17 protein-coding genes are annotated in these 16,371 nt (G+C 70.1%); 13 read left to right on the plus strand and 4 right to left on the minus strand.

Going from position 1 to position 16,371, the window contains the following annotated elements; genetic code table 11:
* Positions 1-34: 34 nt before the first annotated feature.
* Positions 35-1,225 carry an MFS transporter gene (locus E8M80_RS16940; RefSeq protein ID WP_137126897.1) on the minus strand — a complete coding sequence of 397 codons (1,191 nt, stop codon included), beginning with the start codon at positions 1,223-1,225 and terminating at the stop codon, positions 35-37.
* Positions 1,226-1,376: 151 nt separating this feature from the next.
* On the opposite strand from E8M80_RS16940, the gene atpH reads away from it, so the two are divergent.
* From atpH to aat, 9 genes are all read left to right on the plus strand, one after another.
* Positions 1,377-1,976 carry an ATP synthase F1 subunit delta gene (atpH, locus tag E8M80_RS16945; RefSeq protein ID WP_240790084.1) on the plus strand — a complete coding sequence of 200 codons (600 nt, stop codon included), beginning with the start codon at positions 1,377-1,379 and terminating at the stop codon, positions 1,974-1,976.
* Between the two features lie 2 nt (positions 1,977-1,978).
* Positions 1,979-3,511 carry a F0F1 ATP synthase subunit alpha gene (gene atpA / locus E8M80_RS16950; RefSeq protein WP_137126898.1) on the plus strand — a complete coding sequence of 511 codons (1,533 nt, stop codon included), beginning with the start codon at positions 1,979-1,981 and terminating at the stop codon, positions 3,509-3,511.
* Positions 3,512-3,536: 25 nt separating this feature from the next.
* Entirely contained in the window at positions 3,537-4,421 is an 885-nt protein-coding gene (locus E8M80_RS16955; RefSeq protein ID WP_137126899.1) for a F0F1 ATP synthase subunit gamma, read from the plus strand.
* A 65-nt stretch (positions 4,422-4,486) separates the two neighbouring features.
* Complete coding sequence (gene atpD, locus E8M80_RS16960; RefSeq protein ID WP_137126999.1) at positions 4,487-5,917, plus strand: F0F1 ATP synthase subunit beta; 1,431 nt, start codon at positions 4,487-4,489, stop codon at positions 5,915-5,917.
* A 164-nt stretch (positions 5,918-6,081) separates the two neighbouring features.
* The gene (gene atpC / locus E8M80_RS16965; RefSeq protein WP_137126900.1) at positions 6,082-6,495 is read left to right on the plus strand and encodes an ATP synthase F1 subunit epsilon; all 414 of its coding nucleotides are present in this window, start codon (positions 6,082-6,084) and stop codon (positions 6,493-6,495) included.
* Positions 6,496-6,691: 196 nt separating this feature from the next.
* Complete coding sequence (locus tag E8M80_RS16970) at positions 6,692-7,552, plus strand: ferritin-like domain-containing protein (RefSeq protein WP_137126901.1); 861 nt, start codon at positions 6,692-6,694, stop codon at positions 7,550-7,552.
* A 377-nt stretch (positions 7,553-7,929) separates the two neighbouring features.
* Positions 7,930-9,060 (plus strand): type III PLP-dependent enzyme, encoded by a 1,131-nt coding sequence (locus E8M80_RS16975; protein ID WP_137126902.1) that lies wholly within the window; start codon positions 7,930-7,932, stop codon positions 9,058-9,060.
* 288 nt (positions 9,061-9,348) lie between these two features.
* Positions 9,349-9,819 (plus strand): Lrp/AsnC family transcriptional regulator, encoded by a 471-nt coding sequence (locus tag E8M80_RS16980; RefSeq protein ID WP_137126903.1) that lies wholly within the window; start codon positions 9,349-9,351, stop codon positions 9,817-9,819.
* Between the two features lie 33 nt (positions 9,820-9,852).
* Positions 9,853-10,521: a leucyl/phenylalanyl-tRNA--protein transferase gene (aat, locus tag E8M80_RS16985; protein ID WP_137126904.1), complete on the plus strand. Its 669-nt coding sequence runs from the start codon at positions 9,853-9,855 to the stop codon at positions 10,519-10,521.
* Positions 10,522-10,551: 30 nt separating this feature from the next.
* On the opposite strand, the gene E8M80_RS16990 is transcribed toward aat, so the two are convergent.
* The 3 genes from E8M80_RS16990 to thiS form a co-directional block, all read right to left on the minus strand.
* Complete coding sequence (locus tag E8M80_RS16990) at positions 10,552-11,139, minus strand: YopT-type cysteine protease domain-containing protein (protein WP_137126905.1); 588 nt, start codon at positions 11,137-11,139, stop codon at positions 10,552-10,554.
* Positions 11,140-11,258: 119 nt separating this feature from the next.
* Positions 11,259-12,056, minus strand: coding sequence for a thiazole synthase (locus E8M80_RS16995; RefSeq protein ID WP_137126906.1), 798 nt, complete (start codon positions 12,054-12,056; stop codon positions 11,259-11,261).
* A gap of 2 nt (positions 12,057-12,058) precedes the next feature.
* Complete coding sequence (gene thiS / locus E8M80_RS17000; RefSeq protein ID WP_137126907.1) at positions 12,059-12,271, minus strand: sulfur carrier protein ThiS; 213 nt, start codon at positions 12,269-12,271, stop codon at positions 12,059-12,061.
* A gap of 132 nt (positions 12,272-12,403) precedes the next feature.
* On the opposite strand from thiS, the gene aroQ reads away from it, so the two are divergent.
* The 4 genes from aroQ (at position 12,404) to E8M80_RS17020 (ending at position 16,361) form a co-directional block, all read left to right on the plus strand.
* The gene (aroQ, locus tag E8M80_RS17005; RefSeq protein ID WP_137126908.1) at positions 12,404-12,856 is read left to right on the plus strand and encodes a type II 3-dehydroquinate dehydratase; all 453 of its coding nucleotides are present in this window, start codon (positions 12,404-12,406) and stop codon (positions 12,854-12,856) included.
* Positions 12,853-13,317, plus strand: a complete 465-nt coding sequence (gene accB / locus E8M80_RS17010; protein WP_137126909.1) for an acetyl-CoA carboxylase biotin carboxyl carrier protein — start codon at positions 12,853-12,855, stop codon at positions 13,315-13,317. Before aroQ ends, accB begins: the two co-directional genes overlap by 4 nt.
* Positions 13,318-13,330: 13 nt before the next feature.
* A complete protein-coding gene (accC, locus tag E8M80_RS17015) occupies positions 13,331-14,677 on the plus strand; it encodes an acetyl-CoA carboxylase biotin carboxylase subunit (RefSeq protein WP_137126910.1) in 1,347 nt (448 codons plus the stop codon).
* Positions 14,678-14,765: 88 nt separating this feature from the next.
* Positions 14,766-16,361: an ABC transporter substrate-binding protein gene (locus E8M80_RS17020; protein WP_137126911.1), complete on the plus strand. Its 1,596-nt coding sequence runs from the start codon at positions 14,766-14,768 to the stop codon at positions 16,359-16,361.
* Positions 16,362-16,371 lie beyond the last annotated feature (10 nt).

The raw sequence follows: 16,371 nt of genomic DNA on the forward strand, positions 1-16,371 counted from the left end.
ATGCTCGCGCGCGGAGCCCCGGCCGTCCAGCGGGTCAGCGCCGCAGAAGGACGGCGGCGGCGGCCACCTGCAGCACCAGGGCGGCCACAGCGACCGCGCCATCCCCCGCAGCGTCGCGCAGCGCGCCAAAAAGTCCAGGCGCGAAGGCATAGAACGCCTGGTTCAGGGCGGTGACGGCGGCGACGACCGCCGCGACCTCGGCCGGCGGCCATTCCGCCTGGGCAATCAGCGGCGGCAGGGAGAGCAGGTTGCCGAGCCCGAGCCCGAACAGCGCGCAGGCGAGCAGAAGCAGCGGCGCGCTGGTGCCGCCCGCGACCAGCAGCGCGCCGGAGCCCACGGCCTGCACCAGGAAGTTCACGACCGCCACGGGGCGCCGGTCGCCCCCCGTCGGCAGCAGCCAGCCGACGATGGTGCGGCCCGCCACGGCGCAGGCGGTCGCCAGGCTGAGCGCCCAGCCCGCCCCCTGTGGCCCGAGCGCCGGCGCCAGCAGGGAAAACAGCTGCGACAGCAGCCCCATCTGCGCCATCAGGCCGAGGGCGAAGGCGAGGGAGAGGCTGCGAAAGGCGGGCTGGGCCCGCAGCCGTTTGGGCGGCACGCGCGGTGGCGGCGGGGCGGGCGGCGCCGCCGCGCCATCGGGGTGGAGCCCCATTGCGGCCGGGTCAGGCCGGAACCAGCGCCCGGCTATCGGCCAGAGCGCCAGCAGGCCGGTCGCGCCGATCAGCGCGGCCGCCGCAGGGAAGCCGAGCCAGGCGATCAGCGCCGCCCAGAGCGGGACGAACAGGATTCCGCCCATCGAGGCGCCATTGTAGGCCATGGCGAGCGCGGCCGGGCGGCGGCGCTCGAACCAGGGCGCCACCAGCGCGTTGATCGCGGCGCCGCTCGTCACCGCCCAGCCGCAGGCGGTCAGCAGCGCCGCGGCGGGCAGCAGCCAGGGTGTCGGCGCCGCGGCCCAGGCGACGGCGCCCAGGGCGGCGAAGGCCACCCCCGCCCGGGTGACGGCGACCGGCCCGAATCGCGCGTGCAGCGCCGGCAGGCGCGTGACCATCGCGGCGCTGGCCAGGAAGTGCAGGGTGATGGCGCCGGAGACGGCGGCGACCGACCAGCCGCGCTCCTCGGTGAGGGCGTGGAGCCAGACGCCGGGCCCGTAGAACCCGATGCCCCAGGCGAAGGCGGCCAGTGCGAAGGCCGCCCCCACCACCTGCCAGCCGAAGAAGCCACCTGCCATCTACGGCATCGTTGCACGGACCGCGGCGGAAATCTCGGCGGGTCAGGTTGCGGTGCGGCAATCGCTATGTTAAGCGCCCGCCGCCGCCGGAGGACGCCTTCGCGCGGCCCTGCGCCGTGGCGCGCAACCAGGAACAGGACCGGGATCGCTCGTGGCCGCCGAGACCATCCAGACCGCCTCTCTCTCCACGCCGAACACCGTCGGCGCGCCTGCGCGCTATGCCCAGGCGCTGCTCGGGCTGGCCGACGACATGCGCAAGGACGAACCGGGCGCCGTCGACCGCATCGCCGCCGACCTCGAGGGCCTGTTCGGCCTCTGGCGCGACGATGCCGGATTCCGGGACTTCATCGCAGATCCTCGCCTCGATGGCGCCAAGCAGCGCGCAGGGATGTTCGCCATCCTCGATCGTGCCGGCATCGGCACCGAGGTCCGCAACCTTGTCGGCGTCATGATCGTGAACCGGCGCCTCGCGGCGCTGCCCGCGGTGGCGCAAGCCTTCGGCGCGCTGCTCGCGGAACGCCGCGGCCAGCAGACGGCCGAGGTCGTGACCGCCCATCCGCTGACGGACACGCAGCGCGCGCAGATCACGGCGCGCCTGACCGAGGCCGGCTTCTCCGGAATCCGGCTGTCCGAGGGCGTCGACGCATCCATCCTTGGCGGCCTGATCGTGCGGATCGGGTCCCGCCTTTATGACAACAGCATCAAGTCCAAGCTGCAGCGCCTGCAGTACGCGATGAAAGGGGCCGCCTGACCATGGATATCCGTCCTGCCGAGATCTCGGAGATCCTGAAGGCGCAGATCGCCGGCTTCGACGCCGAGGCTAACGTGGCCGAGGTCGGCACCGTCCTGACCGTCGGCGACGGCGTCGCGCGCGTCTATGGCCTGGCGAACGTGATGTCGGGCGAGCTGGTGGAGTTCCCCTACGCCGGCATCCGCGGCATGGCGCTCAACCTCGAGGACGACAACGTCGGCGTCGTGATCTTCGGCGACGACCGGAACATCCGCGAGGGCGACACCGTCTCCCGCACCGGGTCGATCGTCGACGTGCCGGTGGGCAAGGGGCTGCTCGGCCGCGTGGTCGACGCGCTCGGCAACCCGATCGACGGCAAGGGCCCGCTGACCGACGTGACGCGCACCCGCGTCGAGGTGAAGGCGCCCGGCATTATTCCCCGCAAGTCGGTCCATGAGCCGATGCAGACGGGCATCAAGGCGATCGACAGCCTGATCCCGATCGGCCGCGGCCAGCGCGAGCTGATCATCGGCGACCGCCAGACCGGCAAGACCGCGGTGATCATCGACACGATCATCAACCAGAAGCGGATCAACGCCTCGGGCGACGAATCCAAGAAGCTCTACACCATCTATGTCGCGATCGGGCAGAAGCGCTCGACCGTCGCCCAGCTGGTGAAGACGCTCGAGGAGCAGGGCGCGCTTGAGTATTCGATCATCGTGGCCGCCACGGCATCCGACCCGGCACCGATGCAGTTCCTGGCCCCGTATTCCGGCTGCGCCATGGGCGAGTTCTTCCGCGACAACGGCATGCATGCGGTCATTTTCTACGACGACCTGTCGAAGCAGGCGGTCGCCTACCGCCAGATGTCGCTGCTGCTGCGCCGCCCGCCAGGCCGCGAGGCGTATCCGGGTGACGTGTTCTACCTGCACTCGCGCCTGCTCGAGCGTGCGGCGAAGATGAACGACGATTTCGGCGCGGGCTCGCTGACGGCGCTTCCGGTCATCGAGACGCAGGCGGGCGACGTGTCGGCCTACATCCCGACCAACGTGATCTCGATCACCGACGGGCAGATCTTCCTCGAGACCGAGCTGTTCTATAAGGGCATCCGCCCGGCGGTGAACGTGGGCCTGTCGGTCTCGCGCGTCGGCTCCGCCGCGCAGATCAAGGCGATGAAGCAGGTCGCTGGCAAGATCAAGCTCGAGCTCGCGCAGTACCGCGAGATGGCGGCCTTCGCACAGTTCGCCTCGGATCTCGACGCCACCACGCAGGCGCTGCTGGCGCGCGGCGCGCGCCTGACCGAGCTCCTGAAGCAGCCGCAGTACAAGCCGGTCCCGGTCGAGGAGCAGGTGATCTCGCTGTTCGCCGGCACGCGCGGCTACCTCGACCGCATCACGGTCGCGCAGGTGGGCGAGTTCGAGCGCCGGCTGCTCTCGGACATCAAGTCCCGCGAGCCCGGCATCGTCGAGGCGATCCGCAACGACCGCGAGATCAAGAAGGAGACCGAGACGAAGCTGGTCGCCTTCCTCGACGGCTTCGCCAAGTCCTTCGGCTGATCGCGCACGCCGCGGGGAGCGACCCATGCCCAGCCTGAAAAGCCTGCGGATGCGGATCAACAGCGTGAAGTCCACGCGGAAGATCACGCAGGCGATGAAGATGGTGGCCGCGGCGAAGCTGCGCCGCGCGCAGACCCGCGCCGAGGCCGCGCGCCCCTATGCCGAGCGGATGGAGCGCATGCTCGCCTCGCTCGGCTCTGCCGTGGCCGGGCAGCCGGACGCGCCGCGACTGCTGGTCGGCACCGGCGGCGACAGCGTGCACCTGCTCGTCGTCGTCTCGGGCGAGCGGGGACTCGCCGGGCCGTTCAACACCAATATCGGCCGCTTCGCGCGCGCCCGGATCCGCGAGCTGGAATCCCACGGCCGCACCGTGAAGGTGCTGGCGGTGGGCCGGAAGGGCGCGACCTTCCTGAAGCGCGAGTTCGCCTCCCGCTTCGTGGGCGAGGTCTCCTTCGCCGGCAAGAAGGTGATAGGCTTCGAGGATGCGGCCGAGGTGGCGGCGCAGATCACGGCGATGCTCGACAAGGCCGAGTTCGACGTCTGCGCGCTGCTCTACAATCGCTTCAGGAACGTCATCACCCAGACGCCGTCCGAGCAGAAGCTCATTCCCGCCGCCGTGCCGGAGACCGAGGAGGACACCCTCGCCGGCCCGCAGGCGCTCTATGAGTACGAACCGGCGGAGGACGAGATCCTCGCCGCCCTTCTGCCCCAGAACCTGGCCGTGCAGATCTACCGCGCGCTGCTCGAAACCAACGCCGGCTTCTACGGAAGCCAGATGACGGCGATGGACAACGCGACGCGCAACGCGGGTGAGATGATCAACAAGCTCACGCTGAACTACAACCGCACCCGCCAGGCCAACATCACCAAGGAGCTGATCGAGATCATCTCCGGAGCGGAGGCTGTGTGATGGCGCGTGCACCGAAGAAGAAGTCCGATGCCGCCGAGGCGGCGCCGATCGATCAGGGAATTGCCATCGTGAAGAATAATGTCGGCAAGGTCACGCAGGTGCTGGGCGCCGTCGTCGACGTGCAGTTCCCGCAGGACCTGCCCTCGATCCTGAACGCCCTGCAGACCAAGGTCGAGGACCGCACCCTGGTGCTCGAGGTCGCGCAGCACCTGGGCGAGCGCACCGTGCGCTGCATCGCCATGGACACGACCGACGGCATGGTGCGTGGCACGGAAGTGGTCGACACCGGCGCGCCCATCTCCGTCCCGGTCGGTCCCGCGACCCTCGGGCGCATCCTCAACGTCATCGGCGAGCCGATCGACGAGCGCGGCCCGGTGAACGCCGAGAAGTCCTACAGCATCCACCGCGACGCGCCGTCCTTCGATGAGCAGGCCACCTCGGCCGAAATCCTCGTCACGGGCATCAAGGTCATCGACCTGCTCGCCCCGTACCTGAAGGGCGGCAAGATCGGCCTGTTCGGCGGCGCCGGCGTCGGCAAGACCGTCACCATCCAGGAACTGATCAACAACGTCGCCAAGGCCCATGGCGGCGTCTCGGTCTTCGCCGGCGTCGGCGAGCGCACGCGCGAGGGCAACGACCTCTACCACGAGATGATCGACGCAGGCGTCATCAAGCTCGGCGAGGGCACGACCGAAGGCTCCAAGGTGGCGCTGGTCTATGGCCAGATGAACGAGCCGCCGGGCGCCCGCGCGCGCGTGGCGCTGTCGGGCCTGTCGATCGCGGAGTACTTCCGCGACGAGCAGGGCCAGGACGTGCTGTTCTTCATCGACAACATCTTCCGCTTCACGCAGGCCGGCGCGGAAGTCTCGGCGCTGCTGGGCCGCATCCCGTCCGCGGTGGGTTACCAGCCGACGCTCGCCACCGACATGGGCGCGCTGCAGGAACGCATCACCAGCACGAAGAAGGGCTCGATCACCTCGGTGCAGGCGATCTACGTGCCCGCCGACGACCTGACCGACCCGGCGCCGGCGACCTCCTTCGCCCACCTGGACGCGACCACGGTGCTCAACCGCTCGATCGCGGAGCTCGGCATCTTCCCGGCCGTGGACCCGCTGGACAGCACCAGCCGCGCCATGGATCCGCGGATCGTCGGCGACGACCACTACAACACGGCCCGCGAAGTGCAGAAGATCCTGCAGACCTACAAGTCGCTGCAGGACATCATCGCCATCCTGGGCATGGACGAGCTGTCGGAGGAAGACAAGCTGGTCGTGGCGCGCGCGCGCAAGATCCAGCGCTTCCTGAGCCAGCCCTTCCACGTGGCCGAGGTCTTCACCGGCTCGCCGGGCGTCTTCGTGAAGCTCGAGGACACGATCCGGTCCTTCGCCGCGATCTGCAAAGGCGAGTACGACCACCTGCCCGAGGCCGCCTTCTACATGGTCGGCACGATCGAGGAAGCCGTGAAGAAGGCCGAAGGCCTGAAGGCGGCGGCTTAGTTCCTGCCCCCAGGCGCCGGGCGGGCGGCATCGTCCGCCCGCGGCTTCGCCTGGGTGATGAAGGTCGAGAGTTGACGGCGCCGGCCCCTGTGCGGCCGGATCCGGACAGGGCGCGCCTGGCCTGCCGGCCCGCGTCGATTTCGATGTCGTAGGGGATTGCCCGGATGGCCACCTTCCAGCTCGAGTTCGTCTCCCCCGAGAAGCTGCTGCTCTCCCGGCCTGTGGAGATGGCGGTGCTGCCCGCCGCGGAAGGCGAGATGGGCGTGCTGCCCGGCCACGCACCGATGATCGTCGCCCTGCGCGGCGGCGTGATCTCGGTGCGCGAAGGCGGCCAGGAAACCGAGCGCCTCTATGTCCCGGGCGGCTTCGCCGAAGTCACGCCGACCCGCGTGACCATCCTTGCCGACGAGGCGACGCCCGTCGCGCAATTGTCCCGCGCCGATGCCGAGGCGCGCATCGCGGAGTGCGAGAAGGCCTATGCCGAGGCGGCCGTCGAGGCCACGCCGGAGAAGCGCGACGCCGCGATGGCGCGGCTGCTCTCGGCGCGCGCCATGCTCGCCGCCGCGGAAGCCGTCTGACCCGCCGGGGCTGACGCGGCCGATCCAGGGCGCCAGCCACCCCCGGTTGCCGTCCGATGCGGGGTGTCCCGCGCGCAACGCTGACGCCGCCATGTGACGATGCGCCTTGAATCCGCCACGGCGCGGGCGAAAATCGGTTTGCGCCAGGCCCGGATGACGTCCGCCGTGCCTTCGCGACCCTTCCCACGAGGTTGGCATGAAGCACTGGCATATCGACGAAGTGGGCTGGGACCGGTTCGACGCGTCCAAGGTCGATCCGGAGATCGTGCCGCTCGTGAAGGCCGCCGCGATGGTGGAGCGCAACGCGGCCGACTACGTGACCTACCTGTCGCGCGTGTTCCACGACGACCCTGACTTCAAGGCCGCCGCCGAGCACTGGGGTGTCGAGGAAACCCAGCACGGCGATGCCCTTGGCCGCTGGGGCGAGATCGCCGATCCGGGCTGGGACTTCCAGGCCGCTTTCGCGCGCTATCGCGCCGGCTACCAGGTGCAGCTCGACGCAGATGCCTCGATCCGCGGCTCGCGCAGCGGGGAACTGATCGCGCGCTGTATGGTCGAGACCGGCACGTCCTCCTACTACACCGCGCTGGCGGAGGCGACCGACGAGCCCGCGCTGAAGCAGGTGTGCAAGCTGATCGCGGCGGACGAGTACCGGCATTTCAAGCTGTTTTACGACCACCTGCGCCGCTACCTGGCGCGCGAGAACCTGTCCTTCCCGCGCCGGCTGCGCGTGGCGCTCGGCCGGATCGGCGAAAGCGAGGATGACGAGCTCGCCTATGCCTTCCATTGCGGCAACGAGCCCGAGGGCACGCCCTACGACCACGACCGCTGCATCAGCGGCTACATGGGGCGGGCCATGTCCTTCTATCGCTTCCGCCACATCGAGCGCGGCATGGGCATGATCTTCAAGTCGATCGGGCTCGAGCCGCGCGGGCGGATGGCGGACATTGCCGCCAAGGGCGCCTGGCGGCTGCTGCAATGGCGGCGGGACCGCTACCAGGCCGCGCTCCGGCGCGAAGCGAACGAGAACATGGCGGCCCCGGCGCGCGCGGCCTGAACGGCGGCGCCGCGCCGACCGGGAAGCTTCCTGCGATTCGCGACGGCGGCGAGCCGAAACTCCCGGCAGTCCGGGGCGCGCCGGGCACATTTTCCGGACAATCCCGCGGGCGTGAGAAAAAACTTCGGCCCGCTTGCGAATTTCGCTTTGCTCGCGGGGCGTCAGCGCGTATAGCCCCGCGCAGACGCAGTACGCACGTGCCTCTGGCCCCCGGCCCCACACGGCCAAAGGGTTTACGCAACGACGTCAAGCGTTCTGGCAACCCCGTCCGGCCCCTGCCGGGCGGCTCAATTTGGTCGCTGGTTCGTTCGACCGTTTCGTCAACCTTTGGGCCGTCGCCTGGACAGGCGGCCCTCCGGAGCCTGAGGAGTGTGGCGATGACCCCGAAGATCGCCGAGTTCTTGCGCGACCATGCGCCCGCGACCCCATGCCTCGTCCTCGACGTGGACCGGGTCGAGGAGAATTATCGGCGCCTCACGGCGGCACTGCCGCTCGCGCGCGTCTACTACGCCGTGAAGGCGAACCCGGCCGCGCCGATCCTCGAACGCCTGACCGCGCTCGGCTCGTCCTTCGACGCCGCATCGTGGGAGGAGGTCGAGGCCTGCCTCGCAGCGGGCGCGGAGCCCGACGCGATCTCCTACGGCAACACCATCAAGAAGGTCTCGGCCATCCGTGCGGCGCACGAGGCCGGCGTCACCATGTTCGCGTTCGACAGCGAGGCGGAGCTTCTGAAGCTCGCCCGCCACGCCCCGGGCGCGCGCGTCTATTGCCGCATCCTGGTCGAGAACAAGGGCGCGGAATGGCCGCTCAGCCGCAAGTTCGGCTGCGAGCTGGACATGGCGCGCGACCTGATGGTGCAGGCGGCCGAGCTTGGTCTCGACCCCTATGGCATATCGTTCCATGTCGGCAGCCAGCAGACCAGCACCGCCGCCTATGAGGGCGCCATCGCGCGGGTCGCGATGCTGTTCACCGACCTCAAGGAAGCGGGCGTCAAGCTGCGCATGGTGAACCTCGGCGGCGGCTACCCGGTGCGTTACCGCGCCGAGGTGCCCGCCATCGACGATTTCGGTATGGCCATCATGGGCGCCATGACGAAGCATTTCGGCAACGACCTGCCCGAGATGGTGATCGAGCCCGGCCGCTTCATGGTGGGCGATGCCGGCGTGGTCAGCAGCGAGGTCGTGCTCGTCTCCCGCAAGGGCAAGGACGACCCGGTGCGCTGGGTCTATCTCGACATCGGCCGCTTCGGCGGCCTGGCCGAGACCGAGGGCGAGGCGATCAAGTACGCCTTCCGCACCCCGCATGACGGGGCCGAAGAAGGCCCGGTCACGATCGCCGGCCCGACCTGCGACAGCACCGACACGCTGTACGAGAAGTCGAACTACCGCCTGCCGCTCGCGCTCGACTGCGGCGACAGGGTGGAGCTGCTCTCGACCGGTGCCTACGTCACGACCTATGCCGCGCAGGGCTTCAACGGCTTCCGGCCGCTCGCCGAACATTACGTCTGATACCCGGCGGACCAGGTTCAGACCTCCGGCCCGAAGGGCCGGGCGCCCGAACGGACGCCGCGGCCTGTGCCGCGAAGCCAAGCCGCGCGGATTCGCGGCACGTCACACCGTAGGCGTGCCTTCGGCACGTCACACCGTAGGCGTGCCTTCGGCACGTCACACCGTAGGCGTGCCTTCGGCACGACGCGTCCGGGGGGACGAAGGTGAAACCTTCGTCCGCTCGGTATGAAGCGGCTCCACCCGGCATTTTTCTCTTTCAATGCCGGGCAGGCCGCATAGACTGCGGCGATGGACAGCATAGACCGGAACATCTTGGTCGCGCTGCAGCATGACGGGGCCGCAGGGCTCGCGGAACTCGCGAAGGTCGCGGGGCTTTCCGTCTCCGCCACGGCGGAACGCGTGAAGCGGCTCGAGGAACGCGGGACCATCCGCGGCTGGCGCGCTGATCTCGACCCGGCGTCCGTGGGCTGCCCGCTGCTCGCCTGGGTCTTCGTGGCGCTGCGGCCCGGCGCCAGCGACGCGAAGTTCCGTCAGGCGCTTCTGCCGCTCGACCAGGTGCTGGAATGCCATGCGGTCAGCGGCGCGTGGTCCTACATGCTCAAGCTGCGCGTGGCGGGCCTGCCGGATCTCGAGGCTTTCGTGGCGAGCGAGATCCGTCGCCAGGCCGGTGTCGAGCGGACCGAGACCCTGCTCGCCCTGGCCACCGCGAAGGAAACCGCCATGCTGCCCGTCGCCCCCCCGCATGAGGAGGAGGAGTGACGCGGCCTGCCCCGCTGGTGCAGGCTGCTTGCCATGAGCCGCCGCCACATGGAGGTGACGCCCGACCTCCTGCTCCGTGCCTACGGGGCGGGCGTCTTCCCAATGGCCGAGAGCCGGCAGTCCGACCGCATCTACTGGCTCGACCCGGCCTTGCGGGGGATCCTGCCGCTCGACGACGGCTTCCACCTGCCGCGGCGGCTGCGGCGCACCGCGCTGTCCGGCCGCTTCGAGGTAACCGCCGACCGCGACTTCGCCGGCGTGATCCGCGGCTGCGCGGAACCGGCCCCCGGCCGCATGGACACCTGGATCAACCCGGAGATCGAGCGCCTGTTCTCCGAGCTGCACGGCCGCGGCGCCGCCCACTCGATTGAGACCTGGCAGGATGGGCGGCTGGTCGGCGGGCTCTATGGCGTGTCGCTCGGCGGGGCCTTCTTCGGGGAGAGCATGTTCTCCCGCGTCACGGACGCCTCGAAGGTGGCGCTGGTGAACCTGGTGGCACGGCTCAGGCTGTGCGGCTTCGTGCTGCTGGACACCCAGTTCCTGACATCCCACCTGGCGCGCTTCGGCGCGGGGGAGATTCCGAAGGCGGAGTACAAGCGGCGCCTGGGCACGGCGCTGGAGGTGCCGGCGCGGTGGCAGGCGGACCTGCCGGCCGGCGCGGTGGAAACGGAGATCCGCGCGCTACGCGCGACCGGGGGGTAGCCCGACGACGGCTCCGCCAAACGGCGTCGGTCAGGTGGTCATGCGCGAAATGCTGGTCACCCGCGCATAATTCGGATCGCGCCGGAACAGGTCCCGCAGCGCGGCGCGGAGCTGGTGCGGCTCGAGGACATACTCGCCGATATTCGGGTCGAAGAGGTGGACCGACGCCCGGTGCATGTTGGTGGTGATGCTCTGCAGGCCGCGGAAGCCGGCCAGGGCATGGCGCCCCCAGCCCGGCACCTCGATCGTCCAGGTGACTGCGGCACCCAGTTCCTCGAGGTCGCGGGCCATGCGGTCGTGCATGCCCTCCACGCCGACGCACTGCGCCAACACCACCGTCTGTTCCTCGAACGCGTGGCCCTGCCGGCGACCCATCTGCTGCCGCGCCTCGACCCGGCCGAAGATCTCGCGTCGCTGGCCGTAGGCGGCCTGGTATTGCCGTGCCTTCGGCGCCTGCGCGCGCATGGCCGCGATCCGCTCCCGCGGGCTGCGCGTGGTGCCGTCCCGGATCAGATGGAGCCAGAGGTCGCAGAGCGCGACGCAGATCCCGTTGCGGACCGCCGGATCGGTCACGCCGACCAGCAATTCCCCCTGATCGAACGGCGTCAGCGTCGCCATGCTGGCATCCCCCTGCGCCCCTGCAATCCGACGCCCGGGATGGCGCGGTGGCCGGGGCGGGGAACATGGTGGCGCAGCGCCGGCGCACGGGGAAGTGACCCGCCGCACGCGGCCGCGGCTCAGCGGATGAGGCCGGCCATCGGGCTGGAGGGATCGGCGCTGTAGTTCCGCGGCATGCGGCCCGCCAGGAAGGCGTCCCGCCCGGCCGCCACCGCCGCCTTCATCGCGCGGGCCATCCGCACCGGGTCGCGGGCGTGGGCGATGGCCGAGTTCAGCAGTACCGCGTCGCAGCCCAGTTCCATGGCGAGCGCCGCGTCCGACGCGGTGCCGATGCCGGCGTCCACCAGCACGGGCACATTCGCCTCCCGCTTGATGGCGCCGATCATGTAGGGGTTCACGACCCCCATGCCCGACCCGATCGGCGCACCCAACGGCATGACGGCGACGCAGCCCATCTCCTCCAGCCGCTTGGCGGCCAGCGGGTCGTCGGCGCAGTAGACCATGACCTCGAAGCCATCCCTGATCAGGGCCTCGGCCGCCTCGAAGGTCGCGCGCATGTCGGGGTACAGGAAGGGGGGCGGCCCCAGCACCTCGAGCTTGACGAGGTTCCAGCCGCCGGCCTCCCGCGCCAGGCGCAGCGTGCGGACGGCATCGCCCGCCGTGTGGCAGCCGGCCGTATTGGGCAGATAGGTGTAGCGGCTGGGCGGCACGAAATCCTGCAGCATCGGGGCGTTCGGATCAGACAGGTTCACCCGCCGGACCGCGACCGTGACGATCTCGGCCCCCGAGGCCTCGATCGCCGCCGCCGTCTCCTCGAGCGACCTGTAGCGCCCGGTGCCCACGATCAGGCGGGAACGGAAGCGCCGCCCCGCGACCTCCCAGCTGTCGTCCTCCGCGCTGGCGGGAATGCCGTCCATGCTCAGCCTCCGCCGATGAAATGCACGATTTCCAGCCGGTCCCCGGGGGCCAGGGCGACGCGGTCGTAGACGGAACGCGGCACGATCTCCTCGTTCCGCTCCACCGCGACCTTGCGGGTGTCGAGACCGATGGCCGTAAGCAGGCCGGCGACCGTCGCCCCCGCCGCGACCTCGCGCGCTTCCCCGTTCACGGTGATGGCGATCGGCTGGGTCATGCTGGCGCGGAAGATGGCGAAGCGCGGCCGGCGCCGCAAGGCGCGCCGGCCGCATGGCTGGGGAGCCCCCCGCTTGCCCCCCGGAAACCCCCCGTGCTAGCCCCTTCCGCCCCTGAAAATCGGGAATCGCCCGTGAGTCCGCCCCTGATCGCCGTGCTGAACGGCCCGAACCTCAACATGCTGGGCGTGCGCGAGCCGGAGAAATACGGCACAGCCACGCTCGACGACGTGGAGGCGATCTGCGCCGAGGTGGCCGAGGAATACGGCCTCGCCATCGATTTCCGGCAGACGAATTCCGAGGGCGAGCTGGTCACCTGGGTCCAGGAATGCCGCGGGCGCGCCGCCGGCATCGTGATCAACCCGGCCGGCTACACCACCACCTCGATCGCGCTGATGGACGCGCTGCTGGCGGTCGGCCTGCCGGTGATCGAGGTGCACATCACGAACATCCACCGCCGGGAGGAATTCCGGCACCACAGCTACGTCTCCAAGGCGGCGACGGGCGTCATCTGCGGGCTCGGCGTGGCGGGCTACGCGCTCGCCATGCGGGCGATGGCGGACCTGGTCGAGCAGGACGAGGAATGATGGGCAACTTCATCGAATTCGACGCCGCGGCCATCCGGGAGCTCGCACAGATCCTGCGCGAGACCGACCTGACCGAGATCGAGCTGGTGAACGCCGACCAGCGCCTGCGCGTGGTGCGCCAGGCGGTGATCGCCGCCCCCCCGGCGACGCAGGTGACCGTCGCCGCCCCCGCCGCCGCGCCGGTGGCGGTCGCGGCCGCGCCGGCCGAGATGCTCGACGCCGACCACCCCGGCGCGGTCACGAGCCCGATGGTGGGCGTCGCCTACCTCTCGGCCGAGCCCGGCGCGGCGCCCTTCGTGACGGTCGGCTCCAAGGTCGCCCAGGGCCAGACGCTGCTGCTGATCGAGGCGATGAAGACCTACAACCAGATCAAGGCGACGCGCACGGGCACCGTCACGCGCATCCTGGTCGAGAGCGGCACGCCGGTCGAATACGGCGAGCCGCTGATGATCATCGAATAGCCCGGCGCGTCGCATGTTCGGCAAGGTCCTGATCGCGAACCGGGGCGAGATCGCGCTCCGCGTCCACCGCGCCTGCCAGGAGATGGGCATCCGCACCGTCGCGGTGCATTCGACCGCGGACGCGACGGCGATGCATGTGCGGCTCGCGGACGAGAGCGTCTGCATCGGCCCGCCGGCGGCGCGCGACAGCTACCTCAACGTCGCCGCCATCCTCTCGGCCGCGACGATCACCGGCGCGGACGCCGTCCACCCCGGCTACGGCTTCCTCAGTGAGAACGCCCGCTTCGCCGAGATGGTCGAGGCGCACGGCCTGAAGTTCATCGGCCCCTCGCCCGACCACATCCGCATGATGGGCGACAAGATCGCGGCCAAGGACGCGATGCGGCGGCTCGACGTTCCGCTGGTGCCGGGATCCCCGGGTGCGCTCGACACCCTGGAGGAGGCGCGCGCCGTCGCCGAGCAGGTGAAGTATCCCGTGCTGATCAAGGCCGCCGCCGGCGGCGGCGGGCGCGGCATGAAGGTGGCACGCAGCGCGGACGAACTCGAGGAAGCCTGGCGCGTCGCGCGCGGGGAGGCCAAGGCCGCCTTCGGCGACGACAGCGTCTACCTCGAGAAGTACCTCGACCGCCCGCGCCACATCGAATTGCAGGTGCTGGCCGACACCCACGGCAACGTGGTGCATTTCGGGGAACGCGACTGCTCCCTGCAGCGCCGGCACCAGAAGCTGGTCGAGGAGGCCGGCAGCCCCGTGCTGACCGCCGCCGACCGTGAGGCGCTGGGCGCGCGGGTCACGGCCGGGCTTTCGAAGCTCGGCTACCGCAATGCGGGCACCCTGGAATTCCTGTGGCAGGACGGCCAGTTCGCCTTCATCGAGATGAACACCCGCCTGCAGGTCGAACACCCCGTGACCGAGATGGTCTGCGGCGTGGACCTCGTTAAGGAACAGATCCGGATCGCGGCGGGAGAGCCCCTCGGCTACGGGCAGAAGGACATCGCCTTCTCGGGGCACGCGATCGAGTGCCGCATCACCGCCGAGGACCCGGACACCTTCGCACCCAGCCCGGGGCGCGTGAACACCTACCACGCGCCGGGCGGGCTCGGCGTGCGGGTCGATAGCGCGCTCTATTCCGGCTACACAGTGCCGCCGCACTACGACAGCCTGGTGGCGAAGCTCGTGGTGCATGCGCCGACCCGCGCCCAGGCCATCGGTCGGATGCGCCGGGCGCTGAACGAGATGGTGGTCGCCGGCATCCGCACCACGCTGCCACTGCACCAGGCCGTGATGGACGATTCCGAGTTCCAGTCCGGCGACTACACCATCCATTGGCTCGAGCGCTTCGTCGCGGCGCGCCAGGGCTGACGCGGCCGCCCGCGTCGCCATGCCTAGCCGCGTCCCCGGCGGGCTGCTACAAGAATAAAAGTTAAGTAACTTCCTGGGGGACGTAACCATGAAGACGACCCGTCGGCGGCATCTTGCCGCCGCTACCGCCGTTGCCGCCGGCATCGCGTTCGTCGCGACCGGCGCCGCCGCGCAGACCATGACCATGGCGGTCGGTGCGCCCGTCACCTCGCTCGACCCGCACTACCACCAGCTTTCCCCCAACAACGCGATCGCCGACACGATCTTCGACCGGCTGATCAACGAGGACCACCGGTCGCGCAACCAGCCGGGCCTCGCGACCGAATGGCGCGCCGTCGCGCCGACGGTGTGGGAATTCCGCCTGCGGCCGAACGTGCGGTTCCATAACGGCAACGCCTTCACGGCGGACGACGTGGCCTTCACGCTGCAGCGCCTGCCGAACGTGCCGAACAGCCCGTCGTCCTTCGCCGTCTATTTCCGGCCGATCGCGCGCATCGAGATCGTGGATCCGCTGACCATCCGCTTCCACACGCACCAGCCTTACCCGCTGCTGCCGCTCGACATGACGAACGTGCGCATCGTGGACAAGGAAACGGTCGAGAACGCCACGACCGCCGACTTCAACGACGTGCGCGCGGCCCAGGGCACCGGTCCGTATCGCGTCGTGACGCACCGCAACGGCGACCGCATCGAGCTCGAGCGCAACGACACCTACTGGGGCGAGCGCCCGGGCTTCCAGCGCGTCAGCTACCGCATGATCACGAACGACGCGGCGCGCACGGCGGCGCTGCTGGCCGGCGACGTCGAGTTCATCGACCAGGTGCCGACCACCGACCTCGCGAAGCTGCGCGCCGACAACCGCGTGCGGCTGTCGGAAACGCTCGGCCTGCGGCTGATCTTCCTCGGCCTCGACCACCAGCGCGCGCCGGGCGAGAATTCGCCCTTCGTCACCGACAACAACGGCCAGCCCCTGGGCCGCAACCCGCTGCGCGACGTGCGGGTGCGCCGCGCGCTCAACATGGCGATCGACCGCAACGCGATCGTGAGCCGCGTGATGGAAGGCGCGGCGGCGCCGGCCGGGCAGTTCCTGCCCGAGGGCGTGTTCGGACACGTGCCGGGCCTCGGCGCGCCGGCCTACGATCCGGACGGCGCGCGGCGCCTGCTGGCCGAGGCCGGCTACCCGCAGGGCTTCCGGATCCAGCTCAACTCGCCCAACGACCGCTACATCAACGATTCGCGCATCTCCCAGGCGATCGGGCAGATGTGGACGCGGATCGGCGTGCGCACGGCGGTCGAGGCGCAGCCGTGGGCCACCTTCATCGGGCGCGCCAGCCGGATCGAGTACTCGACCTTCCTGATCGGCTGGGGCTCCAACCCGGACGGGTCGCACCCGCTGCGCAACATCATCGGCACCTATTCGCGGGAACGCGGCTGGGGCGCGTCCAACCGCGGGCGCTACTCCAACCCGCAGGTCGATGCGCTGCTCGAGCAGTCCCTGACCGAACTTGACAACGAGAAGCGCGAGCGGCTGCTGATCGACGCCATGCGCATGGCGATGGAGGACGTGGCGGTGATCCCGCTGCACATCCAGGCAAACATCTGGGCCATGCGCCGCAACCTCGAGCACACCGCCCGCAACGACGAGCTGACGCGGGCGCAGGACGTGCGCCCCGCGGCCCGCTGAGCGCGGAGCG

The organism is Roseomonas sp. HF4, assembly GCF_005222755.1.
In the GTDB taxonomy this organism is placed as follows: domain Bacteria; phylum Pseudomonadota; class Alphaproteobacteria; order Acetobacterales; family Acetobacteraceae; genus Neoroseomonas.

Coding starts and splice junctions, on each gene's coding strand:
- E8M80_RS16940 (WP_137126897.1), bottom strand. CDS start 1,225: ATGGCAGGTGGCTTCTTCGGCTGGCAGGTGGTGGGGGCGGCCTTCGCA.
- atpA (WP_137126898.1), top strand. CDS start 1,979: ATGGATATCCGTCCTGCCGAGATCTCGGAGATCCTGAAGGCGCAGATC.
- E8M80_RS16955 (WP_137126899.1), top strand. CDS start 3,537: ATGCCCAGCCTGAAAAGCCTGCGGATGCGGATCAACAGCGTGAAGTCC.
- atpC (WP_137126900.1), top strand. CDS start 6,082: ATGGCCACCTTCCAGCTCGAGTTCGTCTCCCCCGAGAAGCTGCTGCTC.
- E8M80_RS16970 (WP_137126901.1), top strand. CDS start 6,692: ATGAAGCACTGGCATATCGACGAAGTGGGCTGGGACCGGTTCGACGCG.
- E8M80_RS16975 (WP_137126902.1), top strand. CDS start 7,930: ATGACCCCGAAGATCGCCGAGTTCTTGCGCGACCATGCGCCCGCGACC.
- E8M80_RS16980 (WP_137126903.1), top strand. CDS start 9,349: ATGGACAGCATAGACCGGAACATCTTGGTCGCGCTGCAGCATGACGGG.
- aat (WP_137126904.1), top strand. CDS start 9,853: ATGAGCCGCCGCCACATGGAGGTGACGCCCGACCTCCTGCTCCGTGCC.
- E8M80_RS16990 (WP_137126905.1), bottom strand. CDS start 11,139: ATGGCGACGCTGACGCCGTTCGATCAGGGGGAATTGCTGGTCGGCGTG.
- E8M80_RS16995 (WP_137126906.1), bottom strand. CDS start 12,056: ATGGACGGCATTCCCGCCAGCGCGGAGGACGACAGCTGGGAGGTCGCG.
- thiS (WP_137126907.1), bottom strand. CDS start 12,271: ATGACCCAGCCGATCGCCATCACCGTGAACGGGGAAGCGCGCGAGGTC.
- accB (WP_137126909.1), top strand. CDS start 12,853: ATGATGGGCAACTTCATCGAATTCGACGCCGCGGCCATCCGGGAGCTC.
- accC (WP_137126910.1), top strand. CDS start 13,331: ATGTTCGGCAAGGTCCTGATCGCGAACCGGGGCGAGATCGCGCTCCGC.
- E8M80_RS17020 (WP_137126911.1), top strand. CDS start 14,766: ATGAAGACGACCCGTCGGCGGCATCTTGCCGCCGCTACCGCCGTTGCC.